The following is a 17,376-nucleotide window of genomic DNA, read 5'->3' as shown; positions in this document are numbered from 1 at the left end:
TTATCTTAGTAGTCTTCTAGGATATCGCCGATTGGGTCGTTAGAAGTTGCGGCTCCACCGCCACCGTTTCCACCAGTTTTAGAAAGGTGAAGGTAGATAAGAGCGATAGCAACACCGATAGCACCAAATCCGATTAGAGTAATATCTGACACGGCAGCAAGCACGAAACCGATAGCGAAGAATGGCCATACTTCACGAGTTGCCATCATGTTGATAACCATAGCGTAACCAACGGCAACAACCATACCACCACCGATAGCCATACCATCTTTAAGCCAATCAGGCATAGCATTTAGAATGCTTTGTACTGTTTCAGTTGGTACCATTAGAAGGAGTGCTGCAGGGACTGCAATACGAAGACCTTGAAGAAGAAGTGCGACAAAGTGAGCACGTTCAACTGCTTTGAAGTCACCTTTTTTAGCAGAAGCATCAGCAGTGTGAACCAATCCGACAGAGAGTGTACGGACAATCATAGTCAAGAATAGACCAGCAACTGCAAGAGGGATAGCAACCGCTTGGGCAACACCGATACCTGTCTTAGTAAAGTCGCCACCAAGAACCATGATAATGGCAGCAGCAACAGAAGCAAGAGCAGCGTCAGGAGCTACGGCAGCTCCGATGTTAGCCCAACCAAGGGCGATCATTTGAAGAGAACCACCAAGGATGATCCCTGCTTCAAGGTTACCAGTAACAAGACCGATAAGGGTACAAGCTACGATTGGTTGATGGAATTGGAACTGGTCGAGGATACCTTCAAGACCTGCTAGGAAGGCTACAACGACTACTAAAACCATAGAAATAATAGACATCTTTAAAATCCTTTCATAAAATCGATTATTGCACGTTTGCTTTGTTGATCAAGTCAAACAAATCTTTTTTGGTGTCGTTTGGTACTTTACGTACATCAAATTCAACACCAAGGTCACGCATTTTTTCAAATGTAGCAACGTCTTCTTTATCCATAGACAAAACGTTGTTAACCATTGTTTTACCAGTTGAGTGAGCCATTGATCCAACATTAAGAGTTTTGATTGGCACGCCACCTTCGATAGCACGAAGGGCATCTTGAGGTGTTTCAAACAAGATAAGGGCATGTGTTCCTCCGAAGCGAGGATCTTTTGCAACGTCGATTAGTTTTTGGATAGGAACAACATTTGCTTTCACTTTACCTGGAGCTGCTTGTTTAATCAATTCTTTACGTAATTCGTCTTTAGCTACGTTATCTGAAGCAACGATGATACGATCTGCTTTTGAATCTGGAGTCCAAGCAGTTGCAACTTGACCGTGAAGTAAACGAGTGTCTAGACGGGCAAGGTTGATTTTGAGTTTACCGTCTCCGATGACAGTTCCTTCTGGAATAGCAGCTTGGGCAACTGGAGCAGCTGCAGCGCTTGCTACTTCCTCAACTGGGTTTAGCTCTTCTGGAAGAGCTTTGATGCCATCTTTGGCTTCTTTAATGATATTAGCAGCGACTTTTTCTACACCTGCAGCAGCGTCCATGAGGCGCTCTGTGTAGGCTTGAATTAACATCGGTAAGTTAAGTCCTGTGATGATGGCAAACTTACGCTCAGGATTTTCTCCCATCACGCGACTAGCTTGGTTAAATGGAGATCCACTCCAAAGGTCAGCCAAAACTAGAACCTCATCTTCTGCGTCAAATGCAGCAACAGCGTTATTAAACTTAGCGTATAAATCATCAGGACCTTCATTTGGCATAAAGGTTACAACTTGAACCTTTTCTTGTTCACCAAAGATCATAGATCCTGACTGATGAATACCCGCAGCAAATTCGCCGTGGCTCGCAATAATGATTCCGATACTCATTATTGTCATTCCTCCTTTTTTGTTTTAGTTTTCGTTTAAGAAAACTTTAAGACTGTTTAAGTATAAACCGTTTTCATCTAAAAATCAACTATTTATCATAAAATAATTAAAAAGATTACATCTGAAAATATTGATATATTGAGTTTTAGAGAAGTTTTTTTGAATCCTTATTTAAAAATTTAATATAAAAAAGTTGGAAGCGCATTCCAACTTTTAAAATAGGTTTTTATTAGATTAGTGGGTGAAGTCGAGTACCATACGTCCTTGGATTTGACCTTTTTCCATTTCGTCGAAAATTGCCACCGCATCTTCTATTGGACGTTTTTGAACAACTGGAACTACTAAACCTTCTGCACCGAATTGGAAGGCTTCTTCCAAGTCTTTACGAGTTCCAACAAGAGAACCGATGACTTGGATTCCATCTAGAACGGTTTTGACGATGCTGAGTTCCATCATTTCAGAAGGAAGACCAACAGCGACTACGCGACCACCGGCACGAACGGAGTCAACAGCCTGGTTGAAGGCAACTTTAGACACAGCAGTTACGACAGCTGAATGAGCTCCACCATCAGTTTTTTCCTTGATGAGTCCAGGTACATCTTCAACTTCGAGGCCGTTAATAACAATGTCCGCACCCACTTCTTTTGCAAGGGCAAGTTTGTCGTTATTGATATCAACTGCGATGACATGAGCATTGAATACTTTTTTAGCGTATTGAACAGCTAGGTTACCAAGTCCACCAGCGCCGTAAAGAACAACCCATTGGCCTGGTTCAACTTTGGCCTCTTTAATGGCTTTATAGGTTGTTACACCAGCACATGTGATAGAAGAAGCTTGGGCTGGATCAAGTCCGTCAGGAACTTTAACAGCATAGTCTGCAGTTACGATACATTGTTCAGCCATACCACCATCTACTGAGTAGCCGGCATTTTTCACTGTACGGCAAAGGGTTTCGCGACCAGTTGTACAGTATTCGCAAGTGCCACATCCTTCAAAGAACCAAGCAACGCTGACGCGGTCGCCGACTTTAAGGCTTTTAACATCTGGGGCAATTTCTTTAACGATACCAACACCTTCATGTCCTAAAACACGTCCTGGTACTTGACCAAAGTCACCATGGGCAACGTGGAGGTCAGTGTGGCAAACACCACAGTATTCAATTTCTACAAGTGCTTCTCCAGTTTCAAGTGGACGGAGTACTTTTTCTTCAACAGCAACACCAGTGCTTTCTGGATTTACAACAACAGCTTTCATAGCTATCCTCCTTGATATTAACTGAGAGCAGGAGAAACAGGACTGGATTGATTTTGTGTCAACAGAGTCGAGTATGACGAGCTCTCTTGTATTTATATGTGAAGTATATCACAAAAGAAAGCCTTTTCCAAGGTTTTGGAGGTGAAAAATAGAACAATCGATTAACCGGTTGATGAGACTGTGAAAAGAACACAAAGACCAGCCCGCAAGCTGGTCATACTCTTCGAAAATCAAATTCAAACCACGTCAGCTTCGCCTTGCCGTACTCAAGTACTGCCTACGGCTAGCTTCCTAGTTTGCTCTTTGATTTTCATTGAGTATCAGTATGGACTATAAGAATAAGTCTTGCAGGGTTTTGGCAACCCCGTCTTGGTCATTGGTCAAGGAAATTTGCTCATCTGCATAGGGGAGTAGCTCTGGGTTGGCATTTTTCATGGCATAACCTTTCCCAGCAAAAGCGAGCATTTCGGTATCATTGTGTTCATCTCCAAAGGCAATCAAATCTTTTTTGTCACGGTTCATTACCTTGAGCAAGTAGTCCAAAGCAAAGGCCTTGTTGACACCTTTTGGGGTACATTCAAGGATATTGAGCGGACCTCCCCAGGTATTGATAGACAGTTGATACTGGTAGAAGGCGTTCATTTCTTTTGCCAAGGCATACTTGTCACTGGCTCTGGTCTGCAACAGAATACAGTTAGGGTCCTTGGTCACTAACTCAGGCTGGAATTGATCTTCAGGCTGGAAAGCTTCTACCCCAAATAGTTTGGGATTGGCAATCTCTTCATTAGGATTTGTAATGTAGAATTTTTTACGATATTCTCCAGCGATAAAATCGGCTTGAATGTCCTCTGAACGTTGAACCATGTCTAGCAGATATTTTTTGTCTACGGTTAAACACTTTTCAAAGTTCCAAACTTGGTCTGGTAAATGAGTGAGGGAACCGTTGAAATTAATCATAGGAGTGTTTAAGCCTAGTTCACGGTAGAAATCTTTTGACATGCGGTAAGGGCGACCCGTCGTAATAATAACCTGATGCCCTTTTTCAGTAACTTTTTTTATGGTTTCTTTGGTAAAGTCAGAAATCTGACTGTCTGAGTTGAGCAGGGTTCCATCCAGGTCAACTGCAATAATTTTTTTCGTCATAGGGACCTTTCTAGCGTCTTTTCAGATAAGATGTCTACTATTATAACAGAAAGCAGGCAGAAAAGCAGATTCGAAACCAAAAAAGAAATTTCATCAAATTCTTAAATAAATCAAACAAAGATATTGAAAAAGTGAATGATAAATGATATAATTCTATTATTGTTCGTAAAAATTAAAAGGAGATTAATAATGGACAAATTATTTAAACTAAAAGAGAACGGTACAGACGTTCGTACAGAGGTTCTCGCTGGTTTAACAACTTTCTTTGCAATGAGTTATATTCTCTTTGTAAACCCACAAATTCTTTCGCAAACAGGAATGCCTGCTCAAGGTGTCTTCCTAGCGACGATCATTGGTGCAGTAGCGGGTACCTTGATGATGGCCTTCTATGCTAACTTACCTTATGCTCAAGCGCCAGGTATGGGTCTTAACGCCTTCTTTACATTTACAGTCGTATTTGGACTTGGTTATTCTTGGCAAGAAGCCCTAGCTATGGTCTTCATCTGTGGTGTCATCTCATTGATTATTACCTTGACAAATGTTCGTAAAATGATCATTGAATCGATTCCAAACGCCCTTCGTTCAGCTATTTCAGCTGGTATCGGTGTCTTCCTTGCCTATGTAGGGATTAAGAATGCTGGGCTTTTGAAATTTACGATTGATCCAGGCAACTATACTGTTGTAGGAGAAGGGGCTGACAAAGCTCAAGCAACGATTGCAGCAAACTCTTCAGCAGTTCCAGGATTGGTCAACTTTAATAATCCAGCTGTTTTGGTGGCTCTTGCAGGACTGGCCATTACTATCTTCTTTGTTATCAAAGGAATTAAAGGGGGAATTATTCTCTCTATCTTGACAACAACTGTTCTTGCTATCGCAGTTGGTTTGGTAGATTTGTCTAGTATCGATTTTGCTAACAACCATGTTGGTGCAGCCTTTGAAGACTTGAAGACAGTCTTTGGTGCAGCTCTTGGTTCAGAAGGTTTGGTAGCTTTGATTTCAGATACAGCTCGCTTACCTGAAACTCTTATGGCAATTCTTGCCTTCTCGTTGACAGATATTTTTGACACAATTGGTACCTTGATCGGTACTGGTGAAAAAGTTGGTATCGTAGCTACAAATGGTGAAAATCACCAATCAGCTAAGTTGGACAAGGCTCTTTATTCAGACTTGATTGGTACTTCAATTGGTGCCATCGCCGGTACTTCAAACGTAACGACTTATGTTGAGTCTGCTGCTGGTATTGGTGCAGGTGGACGTACAGGTTTGACAGCCTTGGTTGTGGCAATCTGTTTTGCAATTTCAAGCTTCTTTAGCCCACTTCTAGCTATCGTACCAACAGCTGCTACAGCTCCAATCTTGATTATCGTTGGGATTATGATGTTGGCTAGCTTGAAAAATATCCATTGGGATGATATGGCTGAAGCGGTTCCTGCCTTCTTCACATCTATCTTTATGGGATTCAGCTACTCTATCACTCAAGGGATTGCAGTTGGTTTCTTGACCTACACCTTGACTAAGCTTGTCAAAGGTCAAGCTAAAGATGTTCATGTAATGATTTGGATTTTGGATGCCTTGTTTATCCTTAACTACATCAGCATGGCCTTATAATAGGATAACCCAGGGGGATTTTCCCCCTTTTTTAATACAAAGGAGATTGTGATTAGCTCGCAAATATATTCAATGATGTTTATTAAGACTAAGGAGGAAAAATCATGAAGGAGAAGAGTATGTGGAAAGAGATAGTGAACAGGGGCAAATGGGTAATTATTTTTTTAGTAGCCCTTCTTTTTTCTCAGCTTCCTTTGGCTTTGTCCTATTTTCTAACAAGTAGACGATTTCCATTGTTGCAATCAGGACTATTAGTAGGGGCCTTATCTCTTGTGGTTTTAACTGTATTTATAATAGGTGCTAGGAAAACACAGTTGGCTAGTTTTGGTTTATCGTTTTTCAAGGCTAAGGATTTGGCTAGATTGGCCTTAAGCTATCTAGTGATTCTTGCCTTTAATATTCTTGGTGTGGTCTTACTGCGTTTGATGAATGAAACAACAACCAGCAATCAATCAAATATTAATGATTTGGTCCAGAATAGTTCCTTAATTTCCAGTTTTTTCTTACTGGTTCTAATAGCTCCTATTTGTGAGGAGATTTTATGTCGAGGAGTGATTCCTAAAAAACTCTTTCGTGGTAAAGAAAATGTGGGTTATATAGTCGGTGCTATTATCTTTGCCTTGCTTCATTTACCGACAAATCTACCTTCTCTTCTTATCTATGGAGGAATGTCAACTGTGCTAACTTGGACAGTTTATAAAACCCAACGTTTGGAAATGTCGATCTTACTTCACATGATTGTTAATGGGGTTGTTTTCTGTTTGTTGGCTCTCGTGGTGATTTTGAGTCGGACATTAGGGATTTCTGTTTAAGATTTTTGACAATTGCTTACTTGTTTCTACTGGGAAAAAGATGAATGCAATCGTGTCCATCTTTTTCTTTTTATGGTAAAATAGAGAAATAATATGGTGAAAAGCCTTGAGGGAGTGACCGATATGTCAACTAAAGCAAATCATGCAAAGACAGCTATTTGTGGAATTATCAATGTAACCCCAGATTCCTTTTCGGACGGTGGTCAATTTTTTGCGCTTGAGCAAGCGCTCCAGCAGGCTCGTAAATTGATAGCAGAAGGGGCTAGTATGCTAGATATCGGTGGAGAATCGACTCGCCCGGGCAGTAGCTATGTTGAGATAGAAGAGGAAATCCAGCGTGTTGTTCCAGTGATTAAAGCGATTCGCAAGGAAAGTGATGTCCTTATTTCTATCGATACTTGGAAGAGTCAGGTGGCAGAGGCTGCTTTGGCTGCTGGTGCCAATCTAGTCAATGATATCACTGGTCTTATGGGTGATGAAAAAATGGCGGATGTGGTTGCTAAGGCTGGTGCGAAAGTGGTCATCATGTTTAATCCAGTCATGGCACGACCTCAGCACCCTAGCTCGCTTATATTTCCTCATTTTGGTTTTGGACAAGCTTTTACAGAGGAAGAGTTAGCTGACTTTGAAATATTGCCAATCGAAGACTTGATGGAGGCTTTCTTTGACAGAGCCTTAGCGAGAGCGAATCAAGCTGGAATCGCACAAGAAAATATCCTGTTGGATCCAGGAATCGGCTTTGGTCTGACCAAGAAAGAAAATTTGCTTCTTTTACGGGACCTGAATAAACTCCATCAGAAGGGCTATCCAATCTTTCTTGGAGTGTCGCGCAAGCGGTTTGTCATCAACATCCTTGAAGAAAATGGTTTTGAAGTCAATCCTGAGACAGAACTTGGTTTCCGCAATCGAGATACGGCTTCGGCTCAGGTAACCAGTATCGCTGCGAGACAGGGTGTGGAAGTGGTGCGCGTGCATGATGTAGCCAGTCACAGGATGGCAGTTGAAATTGCCTCCGCTATTCGTCTGGCTGATGAAGCGGAAAATTTAGATTTAAAACAATATAAATAAGATGAAAGAAATCGAAAATAATCAATGGATTGCTAACTTCCGGACGGACCAACCGCATTTTGGCTTAGAACGAATGGTGGAACTGTTAGCTTTGCGTGGCAATCCCCATCTCAAACTCAAGGTTATCCATATCGGAGGGACCAATGGCAAGGGTTCGACCATTGCTTTTTTGAAAAATATGTTGGAAAAGCTAGGGCTGAGAGTTGGCGTGTTTAGCTCGCCCTATCTCATTCATTATACAGACCAGATTAGCATCAATGGGGAATCTATCCCAGAAGCGAGACTAGAAGCTCTCATGGTGGACTATCAGTCTTTGTTGGAAGGGGAATCGGCTACCAATTTGCAGGGGACAACTGAGTTTGAAATAATTACAGCTATAGCCTATGATTACTTTGCCTCAGAGCAAGTAGATGTGGCTATCATGGAAGTCGGCATGGGTGGACTTTTAGATAGTACCAATGTCTGTCAGCCCATTTTGACAGGAATTACGACTATTGGATTGGACCATGTAGCCCTACTTGGTGACACCTTGGAAGCCATAGCAGAGCAGAAAGCTGGCATTACCAAACAAGGTATTCCCTTGGTGACAGGTCGTATTGCTTCAGAAGCTTTGGCTGTGATTGACCGCATTGCGGAAGGGAAAGATGCGCCGAGATTTGCCTACGGGACAGATTATCAGGTCAGCCATCAAAAGAGTGTGGTTACAGGTGAAGTCTTTGACTATACAAGTGTTGTCAGACAAGGTCGCTTCCAGACTGGCCTGCTTGGTTTGCACCAGATAGAGAATGCTGGGATGGCCATAGCTTTACTTGATACTTTTTGTCAAGAAGATGGTCGAGAGCTACCAGCTAATACCTTGCTTGCTCAAGCTCTGGAAGAAACAAGATGGCCGGGGCGTCTGGAAATCGTGTCAAGAGATCCCTTGATGATTTTGGATGGAGCCCATAATCCCCATGCTATCAAGGCTTTATTAGCAACCTTGCAAGAACGCTTTGCGGATTATCGTAAGGAAATCCTCTTTACTTGCATCAAAACCAAGGCCTTGGAGGATATGTTGGATTTGTTGGAGCAAATTCCAGATACCGAGCTTACCCTGACACATTTTGACGATAGTCGGGCGACTGATGAAAACGTGCTGAAAGAGGCAGCCAAGTCTAGAAATCTCAGCTACCAAGATTGGCAGGATTTTCTAGAGCAGAAATTGACAGATAAAAAAGAAGAGAAAAAAACAGTTAGGATTGTCACGGGTTCCTTGTATTTCTTGAGCCAAGTGAGATCCTATCTGATGGAGAGGAAAAACGAAAATGGATACACAAAAGATTGAAGCAGCTGTAAAAATGATTATCGAGGCTGTAGGAGAGGACGTTAACCGTGAGGGCTTGCAGGAAACGCCTGCTCGAGTGGCCCGTATGTACCAAGAGATTTTTTCAGGTCTTGGTCAAACAGCGGAGGATCATTTGTCAAAATCCTTTGAGATTATTGACGATAATATGGTGGTAGAAAAAGATATCTTTTTCCACACTATGTGTGAACACCACTTTCTACCATTTTATGGGAGAGCACATATTGCCTACATTCCAGATGGTCGTGTGGCAGGTTTGTCTAAGCTAGCCCGTACGGTTGAAGTTTATTCGAAAAAACCACAAATTCAAGAACGATTGAATATCGAAGTAGCCGATGCCTTGATGGACTATCTAGGTGCTAAAGGAGCTTTTGTTGTCATTGAGGCGGAGCATATGTGTATGAGTATGCGTGGTGTCAGAAAACCAGGCACAGCAACCTTGACGACAGTAGCTCGTGGTCTATTTGAAACAGATAAGGACCTCCGAGACCAGGCTTATCGTTTAATGGGACTATAAAAAGAATCCGCTTCAAGCGGATTTTTCTAGAAAGGAATCATTATGGATCAACTGCAGATTAAGGATTTGGAAATTTTTGCTTATCATGGTCTTTTTCCTAGTGAGAAGGAATTGGGGCAAAAATTTATCGTTTCAGCCATCTTATCTTATGATATGACCAAGGCGGCTACAGACTTGGATTTGACAGCCTCTGTCCATTACGGAGAATTGTGTCAGCAGTGGACGTCTTGGTTTCAGGAGAGCACTGAAGATTTGATTGAAACGGTAGCTTACAAACTGGTAGAACGTACCTTTGAAACTTATCCTCTTGTCCAAGAAATTAAGTTGGAACTGAAGAAACCTTGGGCACCGGTGCATTTGTCACTAGATACTTGCTCAGTAACCATTCATCGCCGTAAGCAACGAGCCTTTATCGCCCTAGGAAGTAATATGGGAGATAAGCAAGACAATTTGGAACAAGCCATTGAAAAAATGAGAGCTCGTGGCATCCATATTCTCAAAGAGTCCAGTGTCTTGACGACGGAGCCTTGGGGGGGTGTGGAGCAAGATAGCTTTGCTAATCAAGTGGTTGAGGTGGAAACCTGGCTGCCAGCACCAGTCTTGTTAGAGACCTTGTTAGCTATTGAGTCAGAGATGGGACGGGTGAGAGAAGTGCATTGGGGACCTCGTTTGATTGATTTGGACTTGCTCTTTGTGGAGGACCAGATCCTTTATACAGACAACCTCATCTTGCCACATCCTTATATAGAAGAACGCCTTTTTGTTCTTGAATCTCTTCAAGAAATTGCGCCTCATTTTATCCATCCTACATTAAAGCAACCTGTCCGCAACTTGTATGATGCTTTGAAAAAATAGAAAAACTCTAGTTTTCAGTCGTTTGTAACTGAAGGCTAGAGTTTTTAAAATAGGTCATTTTCTTCTGGGAGGAGGATAGTTTCTCTACCATCCATATCTAAAACCAGTACTCTTGGTGGATAAAGAGGATCAAAAGGATGGTTAAAGTCAAAATCAATGGCTGTGGGGAGGTGTTGACTTGAAAAATGGAAGGTAATTTTTCCATGGTTATTGAGCAATTGAAACTCGAGTTCTTCTTCCAATTCAAAGACATTTTTTAAGAAGTGATCAATAATATACCAAAAAGAGTCAATGACATCATCAGGTAAGCTGGTAACAATGCCAAAACTAGCAGACCGCATGTGGGTATTGGTAAAAGCCATATTTCTGCCCCCTTTCTTTTTCCTTATCATACAGCAAATAGGATTAAAAATCAAGAAAAGGTGATTTTTTCTTCTTCAACATAGCATACTATGAAATTTTTTTCAAACAATCTTCAAAAAATGCTTGAAAGTGTTTACAATTAGTGATAAAATGGAATAAGTAGAAGCATGAAAACGAAATTTTCATACCGTCTCTTTTTTTGGAGTCTCGTTAGGTATGATATAGAAAGGAAATGGAATGAATACAGACGATACAGTAACGATTTATGATGTCGCCCGTGAAGCAGGAGTTTCAATGGCGACGGTTAGCCGTGTAGTCAATGGCAATAAGAATGTAAAAGAGAACACACGTAAAAAAGTGCTTGAGGTGATTGATCGTTTGGATTACCGTCCAAATGCCGTGGCGCGTGGTCTTGCAAGTAAAAAGACAACTACTGTCGGTGTCGTGATTCCAAATATCACCAATGGTTATTTTTCAACGCTTGCTAAAGGGATTGATGATATCGCTGAAATGTACAAGTACAATATCGTCCTTGCTAACAGTGATGAGGATGATGATAAGGAAGTTTCAGTTGTCAATACACTGTTTTCTAAGCAAGTAGATGGTATCATCTTTATGGGTTACCACTTGACTGAAAAAATTCGTTCAGAGTTTTCTCGTTCTCGGACACCGGTTGTTCTTGCAGGAACTGTGGATGTAGAACATCAGCTTCCAAGTGTCAATATTGACTACAAACAAGCTACGATTGATGCAGTGACCTACCTTGCTAAAGAAAATGAGCGCATTGCTTTCGTAAGCGGTCCATTAGTGGATGACATCAATGGTAAGGTTCGTTTGGTTGGCTACAAGGAAGCCTTGAAAAAAGCAGGGATTTCTTATAGCGAAGGATTGGTATTTGAATCTAAATACACTTATGAAGACGGCTATGCCTTGGCAGAACGCTTGATTTCATCAAACGCAACTGCAGCAGTTGTAACAGGTGATGAATTGGCAGCAGGTGTCTTGAACGGTCTTGCTGATAAGGGTGTGTCAGTACCAGAAGAATTTGAAATCATTACTAGTGATGATTCACAAATCTCACGCTTTACCCGTCCAAACTTGACAACTATTGCCCAACCTCTTTATGACCTTGGTGCTATTAGTATGCGTATGTTGACTAAGATTATGCACAAGGAAGAGTTGGAAGAACGTGAAGTTCTCTTACCTCATGGTTTGACAGAACGTCGTTCCACACGAAAACGTAAATAGAAAAAATCAGGGAATCGTGAAGATTTCCTGATTTTGCTTTCTAGAGTAGGAGTTATACTCAATGAAAGTCAAAAGGCAAACTAGGAAGCTAGCCGCAGGTTGCTCAAAGCACTGCTTTGAGGTTGCAGATAGACGCTGATGTGGTTTGAAGAGATTTTCGAAGAGTATTAGCCTTCCATATAGTCTTTCAAAGCCTGTCCTGTTAGTCCGGCATTGAGGGCGATGAGGAGTTTCAAACGGGCTTTTTGGGCGTTGAGTTCTTTAACAAAGAAGACACCAGATTTTTGCAACTGCACGCCCCCGCCTTGGTAGGCATAAACAGGCTCAGCGATACCGTTAAAACATCGTGAAACAAGGGCGACTGGGATTCCTTTTTGTAGAAGGCTTTCTAATTTTTGAGCCGTTTCTTTGGGAACATTGCCCGCCCCGAAGGCTTGGATAATCAAACCGTCCAATTGTTCCAAATCCAGCATATCAATTAGCTCATCTGTCATACCGGCATAAGCCGAGATGATAGGGACCAATCCTTGTATGTGATCAAGGTCAAAGCGGACACGGGGCTCAGCTGTTTTAAAGTAGAGTATTTCCTGTTTCATGATGAGACCAAGGGGGCCATGTGTTGGGGTCTGGAAGGTACCGACGTTGGTCGTATGTGTTTTGGTGACATACTTGGCAGCGTGGATTTCATCGTTCATAACGACCAAAACTCCTTTGTCAGCAGCCCTGTCATCGCTAGCCACCCTTAAAGCACTCAGATAATTATAAACACCATCACTGCCGAGTTCATTTGAGCTGCGCATGGCCCCTGTTAGAACGATAGGCATATGGGGAACTTCCATGGTATCAAGGAAATAGGCTGTTTCCTCTAAAGTATCGGTCCCGTGTGTGATTACCACTCCATCGTAGTTAGCAGCTTCCTCTTTGATTTTTTGGTAGAGGGCCAGCATATGCTTGGGTTTGATATGAGGGCTTGGCAGGTTAAAAAAGTCCAAGGCGTGGACTTGGATTCCTTCAAGAGGGTTGGACACATGGTTCATGGGATTATCTGAACTTGTCACAACAGCGCCAGAAGCATCGGCCTGCATGGAAATAGTCCCACCCGTATGTAAAACAAGGATTTTCTTAGGCATGATTTACTCACTCTTTCTGAAATGTGGTATAATCATTGTATCACAAAAGGGGAGATTGGGATAGGATGGAAGTCAAAGCGGTTTTTTTTGATATCGATGGAACCTTGGTCAACGATCGCAAGAGTGTTTTGAAATCCACTAAGGACGCGATTAAGATTGTCAAAGAACAAGGGGTGCTTGTCGGCGTAGCGACAGGACGAGGGCCTTTTTTTGTTAAGGAATTGATGGACGATTTGGATCTGGATTTTGCGGTAACCTACAATGGCCAGTATATCTTTACTAAAGACAGGGTCTTGTTCACGAGCCCTATTTCCAAGTTACACTTGCGCCAGCTAATTAGCTATGCTAAAAAAGAGGGCAAGGAGATTGCCCTAGGGACCAAGGATGCCATGTTGGGTTCTAAAATCATGTCCTTTGGTTTGGGTTCTTTTTCCCAACGAATCAGTCGCTTCGTTCCCTCTGTTTTAACTCGGACGGTGAGTCATTCCTTTAATCGTATGGTCAGCAAGGTTGTTCCCCAAAAGGAAGAAGACCTGCTTCATCTGATGAATCAGCCTATCTACCAAGTTTTGATGCTGATGACACCAGAAGAATCTGAGAAGGCAGCAGCTGATTTTGAAGATTTGAAATTGACACGTAGCAATCCTTTTGCAGCAGATGTCATCAATCAAGGAAACTCTAAATTGGAAGGCATTCGACGAGTTGGGAAAGAATATGGTTTTGATCTCAACCAAGTCATGGCCTTTGGTGACTCAGATAACGACCTAGAAATGCTGGCGGGTGTCGGTATGTCGGTCGCTATGGGAAATGGTAGTAGCAGTGTCAAGGAAGTTGCCAAGCACATCACCACCAGCAATCAGCAAGACGGAATCCACAAGGCCCTGGAACATTTTGGTGTTCTGGCCTCAGAAAAAGTCTTTGTCAGCCGTGATTATCACTTCAATAAGGTCAAGACCTTCCACCATATGATGGATGAACGAACCCAAGAAGAACCTCGAGCTTGGGATTTAGAAGGTGCAACCCACAGGGCTGGCTTTAAAATAGAAGAATTGGTGGAATTTGTTAGAGCTGCCAGTCCTTCTGAAGAGGACTTTGGTCAAGCTCTATCGCAACTTCATCAAGCTCTGGATAAGGCAGCAGATAAAGTAGCTAAGAAGACGCCTGCTCAGCAAGATTTGATAGGTCAGGTAGATGCCCTGATTGACACACTTTACTTTACCTACGGTAGTTTTGTCTTGATGGGGGTGGATCCAGAACGTATTTTTGATATTGTTCATCAGGCCAATATGGGGAAAATTTTCCCAGATGGCAAGGCTCATTTTGATCCAGTGACCCACAAAATCTTAAAGCCAGATGATTGGGAAGAAAAATATGCTCCAGAACCTGCTATTAAAAAGGAACTGCAGCGCCAGCTCAAGGCTTATGAACGTCATAAAGAGAGAAATAATACTCAATGAAAATCAAAGAGCAAACTAGGAAACTAGCCGCAGGCTGCTCAAAGCACTGCTTTGAGGTTGCAGATGGAAGTTGACGTGGTTTGAAGAGATTTTCGAAGAGTATAAATAGTAAACAAAAAGGAGCGCTGAGCTCCTTTTCGTCGTAATTATAAGGTTTTTTCTTGTTCTCTCACAACCAGCAAATCAACCTTAGCATGGCGGAGGATGTATTCAGATGAAGAACCGACCAAGAGGCGTTCAAAGGCGTTGAGACCAGTTGCGCCAACGAGGATGAGGTCCACTTCCTCAGCATCGGGAATAGTACGTGCCAGTAGGGTCTTTGGATTTCCCATTTCAATGACGATATGAACATCTGCCACACCAGCATCTTTAGCACGTTTTTCGTACTCTTTCATCAGACTTTCAGCGTCGACTTGGAGTTCTTCGTAAACTTCAGCATCAAAGGTGGATACGCTTTGGAGTGCGCGTGTGTCAATGACATGTACGATGGTGAGTTTAGCGTCGTTTCGTAGAGCAGAATGAACTCCCTTGACAAAAGCTAAGTCTGCTTCTTTAGAACCATCGATTGCGACCATGATATTTTGGTAACGTTGTGCCATAATGAAACCTCCTGAAATTTTCTTACTATAATTGTAAACCTTTTCACTATAGAAGTAAAGCAAAAAAAGTATTTTTTAAAAGAATGTTAGCGCTTAAAATCTATATAAATATATGATAAAATAAAAGAAAGGATAGCAGGAAAGAAGTGAAGGGAGGGAGAATGATGAAGCACTCTTTTCAAGAAACAAAAAATTCAAATTTCCTTTATTATGGAATCATCCTAGTTTCAGTCTTGCTAGAAGTTATTATGATCTGGCAATTAGAGAAGCTAATTCCGCTTCTCTATCCAGGTTTTGTTGGCTTTTTAGTCTTTCACCTACTCTACCATTTTCTATTATTCCTGGTTGCAAAACGAAGTGGGCATTGGGATTACTTGATGATATGGGGGCTTTTCCTCATGTTCAATCTTCTCTATGACTCCTTTCTAGGCTTGCTTTTTCTAGGTTTATCTTTTGGTATGTGATGTGACTTTCGCAAATTACCTGCTATCTCCCCTGTCTTGACCTCGCTTTTAGTGAGGTTTTTCTTATATCCGAACCTAGTAACACATTTCAGTAAACTTGTCGCATTTTCTTTCTAGTGGTATAATGTTACTATCCTGATGAATTGAGGAAACAAGATGAAAGAATATAACAAGTCTAGTAAGTTAGAGCATGTTGCTTATGATATCCGTGGTCCTGTTTTGGAAGAAGCCATGCGGATGCGAGCAAACGGAGAAAAGATTTTACGTCTGAATACAGGAAATCCAGCAGAATTTGGTTTTACAGCGCCAGACGAGGTCATTCATGACTTGATTATGAATGCGCGTGATAGTGAAGGTTACTCTGACTCCAAAGGGATTTTCTCAGCCCGTAAGGCCATCATGCAGTATTGCCAATTGAAGAAATTCCCAAACGTAGATATTGATGATATCTACCTTGGAAATGGTGTCAGTGAGCTGATTGTCATGTCTATGCAGGGGCTTTTGGACAACGGGGATGAGGTCTTGGTTCCTATGCCAGACTATCCTCTCTGGACAGCAGCTGTCAGCCTAGCTGGAGGAAATGCCGTTCACTATATCTGTGATGAAGCTGCAGAATGGTTTCCAGATATTGACGATATCAAGTCAAAAATCACTTCAAATACCAAGGCAATCGTCCTTATCAATCCAAATAATCCAACTGGAGCCCTTTATCCTAAAGAACTCTTGCTGGAGATTATTGAGATTGCCCGTCAAAACGATTTGATTATCTTTGCGGATGAAATTTACGACCGCATGGTAATGGATGGACATGTGCATACGCCTGTGGCGAGTTTGGCACCAGATGTTTTCTGTGTCAGCATGAATGGTCTGTCAAAATCCCATCGTATCGCTGGTTTCCGTGTGGGTTGGATGGTCTTGTCTGGACCAAAGACTCATGTCAAGGGCTATATCGAAGGGCTCAATATGCTGTCCAATATGCGACTTTGCTCTAATGTTTTGGCTCAACAGGTCGTACAAACTTCCCTAGGTGGTCACCAGTCGGTCGATGAATTGCTTCTTCCTGGTGGACGAATTTACGAGCAAAGAAATTTCATCTACAATGCCATTCAAGATATTCCAGGTTTGTCTGCGGTTAAACCCAAGGCTGGACTCTATATCTTCCCTAAAATCGATCGCAATATGTACCGTATCGATGATGATGAACAGTTTGTCCTTGATTTCTTGAAACAGGAAAAGGTTCTCTTGGTTCATGGTCGAGGCTTCAACTGGCAGGAACCAGACCACTTCCGTATCGTTTACCTTCCTCGTGTTGATGAACTAGCCCAAATCCAAGAAAAGATGACTCGTTTCTTGAAACAGTATCGTAGATAGGGCTTACATTCGAAAAAGCTGGAAACATTTGCCTAGAGCTATTGACAAAAGTAAAAGAATCAGATAGAATAGTAAAGTATGTTTAGTAACTGATCACTTTATAGCCGGCTAAACGAATACAAAATCTATGAGGAGGTATTCATCGTGAAACGTACTTATCAACCAAGTAAACTTCGTCGTGCGCGCAAACACGGATTCCGTAACCGTATGTCAACTAAAAACGGTCGTCGCGTATTGGCAGCTCGTCGTCGTAAAGGACGCAAAGTTTTGGCTGCATAATCCAAACGAATTCTATCAAAAATCAGTAGGAACTCGAGTCTA

The 17,376-nt window shown here is 42.0% G+C and carries 18 protein-coding genes; 11 read left to right on the top strand and 7 right to left on the bottom strand.

The genetic code is table 11. The annotated features are described in order from the left end of the window. Positions 1-5 precede the first annotated feature (5 nt). From MK480_RS03965 to MK480_RS03950, 4 genes are all read right to left on the bottom strand, one after another. Positions 6-809 (bottom strand): PTS mannose/fructose/sorbose transporter subunit IIC, encoded by an 804-nt coding sequence (locus tag MK480_RS03965; RefSeq protein WP_000022716.1) that lies wholly within the window; start codon positions 807-809, stop codon positions 6-8. Between the two features lie 25 nt (positions 810-834). Beyond that, a complete protein-coding gene (locus MK480_RS03960; protein WP_004258131.1) occupies positions 835-1,824 on the bottom strand; it encodes a PTS sugar transporter subunit IIB in 990 nt (329 codons plus the stop codon). Positions 1,825-2,058: 234 nt separating this feature from the next. Beyond that, on the bottom strand, positions 2,059-3,078 hold the full coding sequence (gene adhP, locus MK480_RS03955) for an alcohol dehydrogenase AdhP (protein ID WP_000649185.1): 1,020 nt from the start codon (positions 3,076-3,078) through the stop codon (positions 2,059-2,061). A 330-nt stretch (positions 3,079-3,408) separates the two neighbouring features. Then, positions 3,409-4,221: a Cof-type HAD-IIB family hydrolase gene (locus MK480_RS03950; protein ID WP_064276420.1), complete on the bottom strand. Its 813-nt coding sequence runs from the start codon at positions 4,219-4,221 to the stop codon at positions 3,409-3,411. Positions 4,222-4,410: 189 nt separating this feature from the next. On the opposite strand from MK480_RS03950, the gene MK480_RS03945 reads away from it, so the two are divergent. From MK480_RS03945 to folK, 6 genes are all read left to right on the top strand, one after another. Then, on the top strand, positions 4,411-5,829 hold the full coding sequence (locus MK480_RS03945; RefSeq protein ID WP_261090033.1) for an NCS2 family permease: 1,419 nt from the start codon (positions 4,411-4,413) through the stop codon (positions 5,827-5,829). Between the two features lie 104 nt (positions 5,830-5,933). Further along, entirely contained in the window at positions 5,934-6,641 is a 708-nt protein-coding gene (locus MK480_RS03940) for a CPBP family intramembrane glutamic endopeptidase (protein ID WP_247953468.1), read from the top strand. Positions 6,642-6,734: 93 nt separating this feature from the next. Further along, a complete protein-coding gene (gene folP / locus MK480_RS03935; RefSeq protein ID WP_247953469.1) occupies positions 6,735-7,709 on the top strand; it encodes a dihydropteroate synthase in 975 nt (324 codons plus the stop codon). Position 7,710: 1 nt separating this feature from the next. Continuing rightward, positions 7,711-9,033 (top strand): bifunctional folylpolyglutamate synthase/dihydrofolate synthase, encoded by a 1,323-nt coding sequence (locus MK480_RS03930; protein WP_261023472.1) that lies wholly within the window; start codon positions 7,711-7,713, stop codon positions 9,031-9,033. Then, on the top strand, positions 9,014-9,568 hold the full coding sequence (folE, locus tag MK480_RS03925) for a GTP cyclohydrolase I FolE (RefSeq protein WP_261023473.1): 555 nt from the start codon (positions 9,014-9,016) through the stop codon (positions 9,566-9,568). The genes MK480_RS03930 and folE overlap by 20 nt, the downstream gene beginning before the upstream one ends. 42 nt (positions 9,569-9,610) lie before the next feature. Further along, a complete protein-coding gene (folK, locus tag MK480_RS03920; protein ID WP_261023474.1) occupies positions 9,611-10,423 on the top strand; it encodes a 2-amino-4-hydroxy-6-hydroxymethyldihydropteridine diphosphokinase in 813 nt (270 codons plus the stop codon). A 44-nt stretch (positions 10,424-10,467) separates the two neighbouring features. On the opposite strand, the gene MK480_RS03915 is transcribed toward folK, so the two are convergent. After that, on the bottom strand, positions 10,468-10,785 hold the full coding sequence (locus tag MK480_RS03915) for a DUF960 domain-containing protein (RefSeq protein WP_033681210.1): 318 nt from the start codon (positions 10,783-10,785) through the stop codon (positions 10,468-10,470). A gap of 238 nt (positions 10,786-11,023) precedes the next feature. Here MK480_RS03915 and ccpA point away from each other — a divergent pair, with 238 nt between their 5' ends. After that, on the top strand, positions 11,024-12,034 hold the full coding sequence (ccpA, locus tag MK480_RS03910) for a catabolite control protein A (RefSeq protein ID WP_001090627.1): 1,011 nt from the start codon (positions 11,024-11,026) through the stop codon (positions 12,032-12,034). Positions 12,035-12,201: 167 nt separating this feature from the next. Here the strand turns inward: ccpA and MK480_RS03905 are convergent, their stop codons facing one another. Continuing rightward, positions 12,202-13,164 (bottom strand): asparaginase, encoded by a 963-nt coding sequence (locus MK480_RS03905; protein ID WP_261011344.1) that lies wholly within the window; start codon positions 13,162-13,164, stop codon positions 12,202-12,204. 65 nt (positions 13,165-13,229) lie between these two features. Here MK480_RS03905 and MK480_RS03900 point away from each other — a divergent pair, with 65 nt between their 5' ends. Next, positions 13,230-14,621 (top strand): Cof-type HAD-IIB family hydrolase, encoded by a 1,392-nt coding sequence (locus MK480_RS03900; protein WP_261011345.1) that lies wholly within the window; start codon positions 13,230-13,232, stop codon positions 14,619-14,621. Positions 14,622-14,767: 146 nt separating this feature from the next. On the opposite strand, the gene MK480_RS03895 is transcribed toward MK480_RS03900, so the two are convergent. After that, positions 14,768-15,220, bottom strand: a complete 453-nt coding sequence (locus MK480_RS03895; RefSeq protein WP_000079154.1) for a universal stress protein — start codon at positions 15,218-15,220, stop codon at positions 14,768-14,770. Between the two features lie 161 nt (positions 15,221-15,381). Here MK480_RS03895 and MK480_RS03890 point away from each other — a divergent pair, with 161 nt between their 5' ends. From MK480_RS03890 to rpmH, 3 genes are all read left to right on the top strand, one after another. Next, on the top strand, positions 15,382-15,684 hold the full coding sequence (locus tag MK480_RS03890; protein ID WP_261011346.1) for a hypothetical protein: 303 nt from the start codon (positions 15,382-15,384) through the stop codon (positions 15,682-15,684). A gap of 156 nt (positions 15,685-15,840) precedes the next feature. Continuing rightward, positions 15,841-17,055: a pyridoxal phosphate-dependent aminotransferase gene (locus MK480_RS03885; RefSeq protein WP_268707220.1), complete on the top strand. Its 1,215-nt coding sequence runs from the start codon at positions 15,841-15,843 to the stop codon at positions 17,053-17,055. A gap of 144 nt (positions 17,056-17,199) precedes the next feature. Continuing rightward, complete coding sequence (rpmH, locus tag MK480_RS03880) at positions 17,200-17,334, top strand: 50S ribosomal protein L34 (RefSeq protein ID WP_000831905.1); 135 nt, start codon at positions 17,200-17,202, stop codon at positions 17,332-17,334. Positions 17,335-17,376: the final 42 nt, after the last annotated feature.

Source organism: Streptococcus mitis (assembly GCF_026782895.1).
Taxonomy (GTDB): domain Bacteria; phylum Bacillota; class Bacilli; order Lactobacillales; family Streptococcaceae; genus Streptococcus; species Streptococcus mitis_CB.
This window is presented reverse-complemented; position numbering and strand designations above follow the sequence as displayed.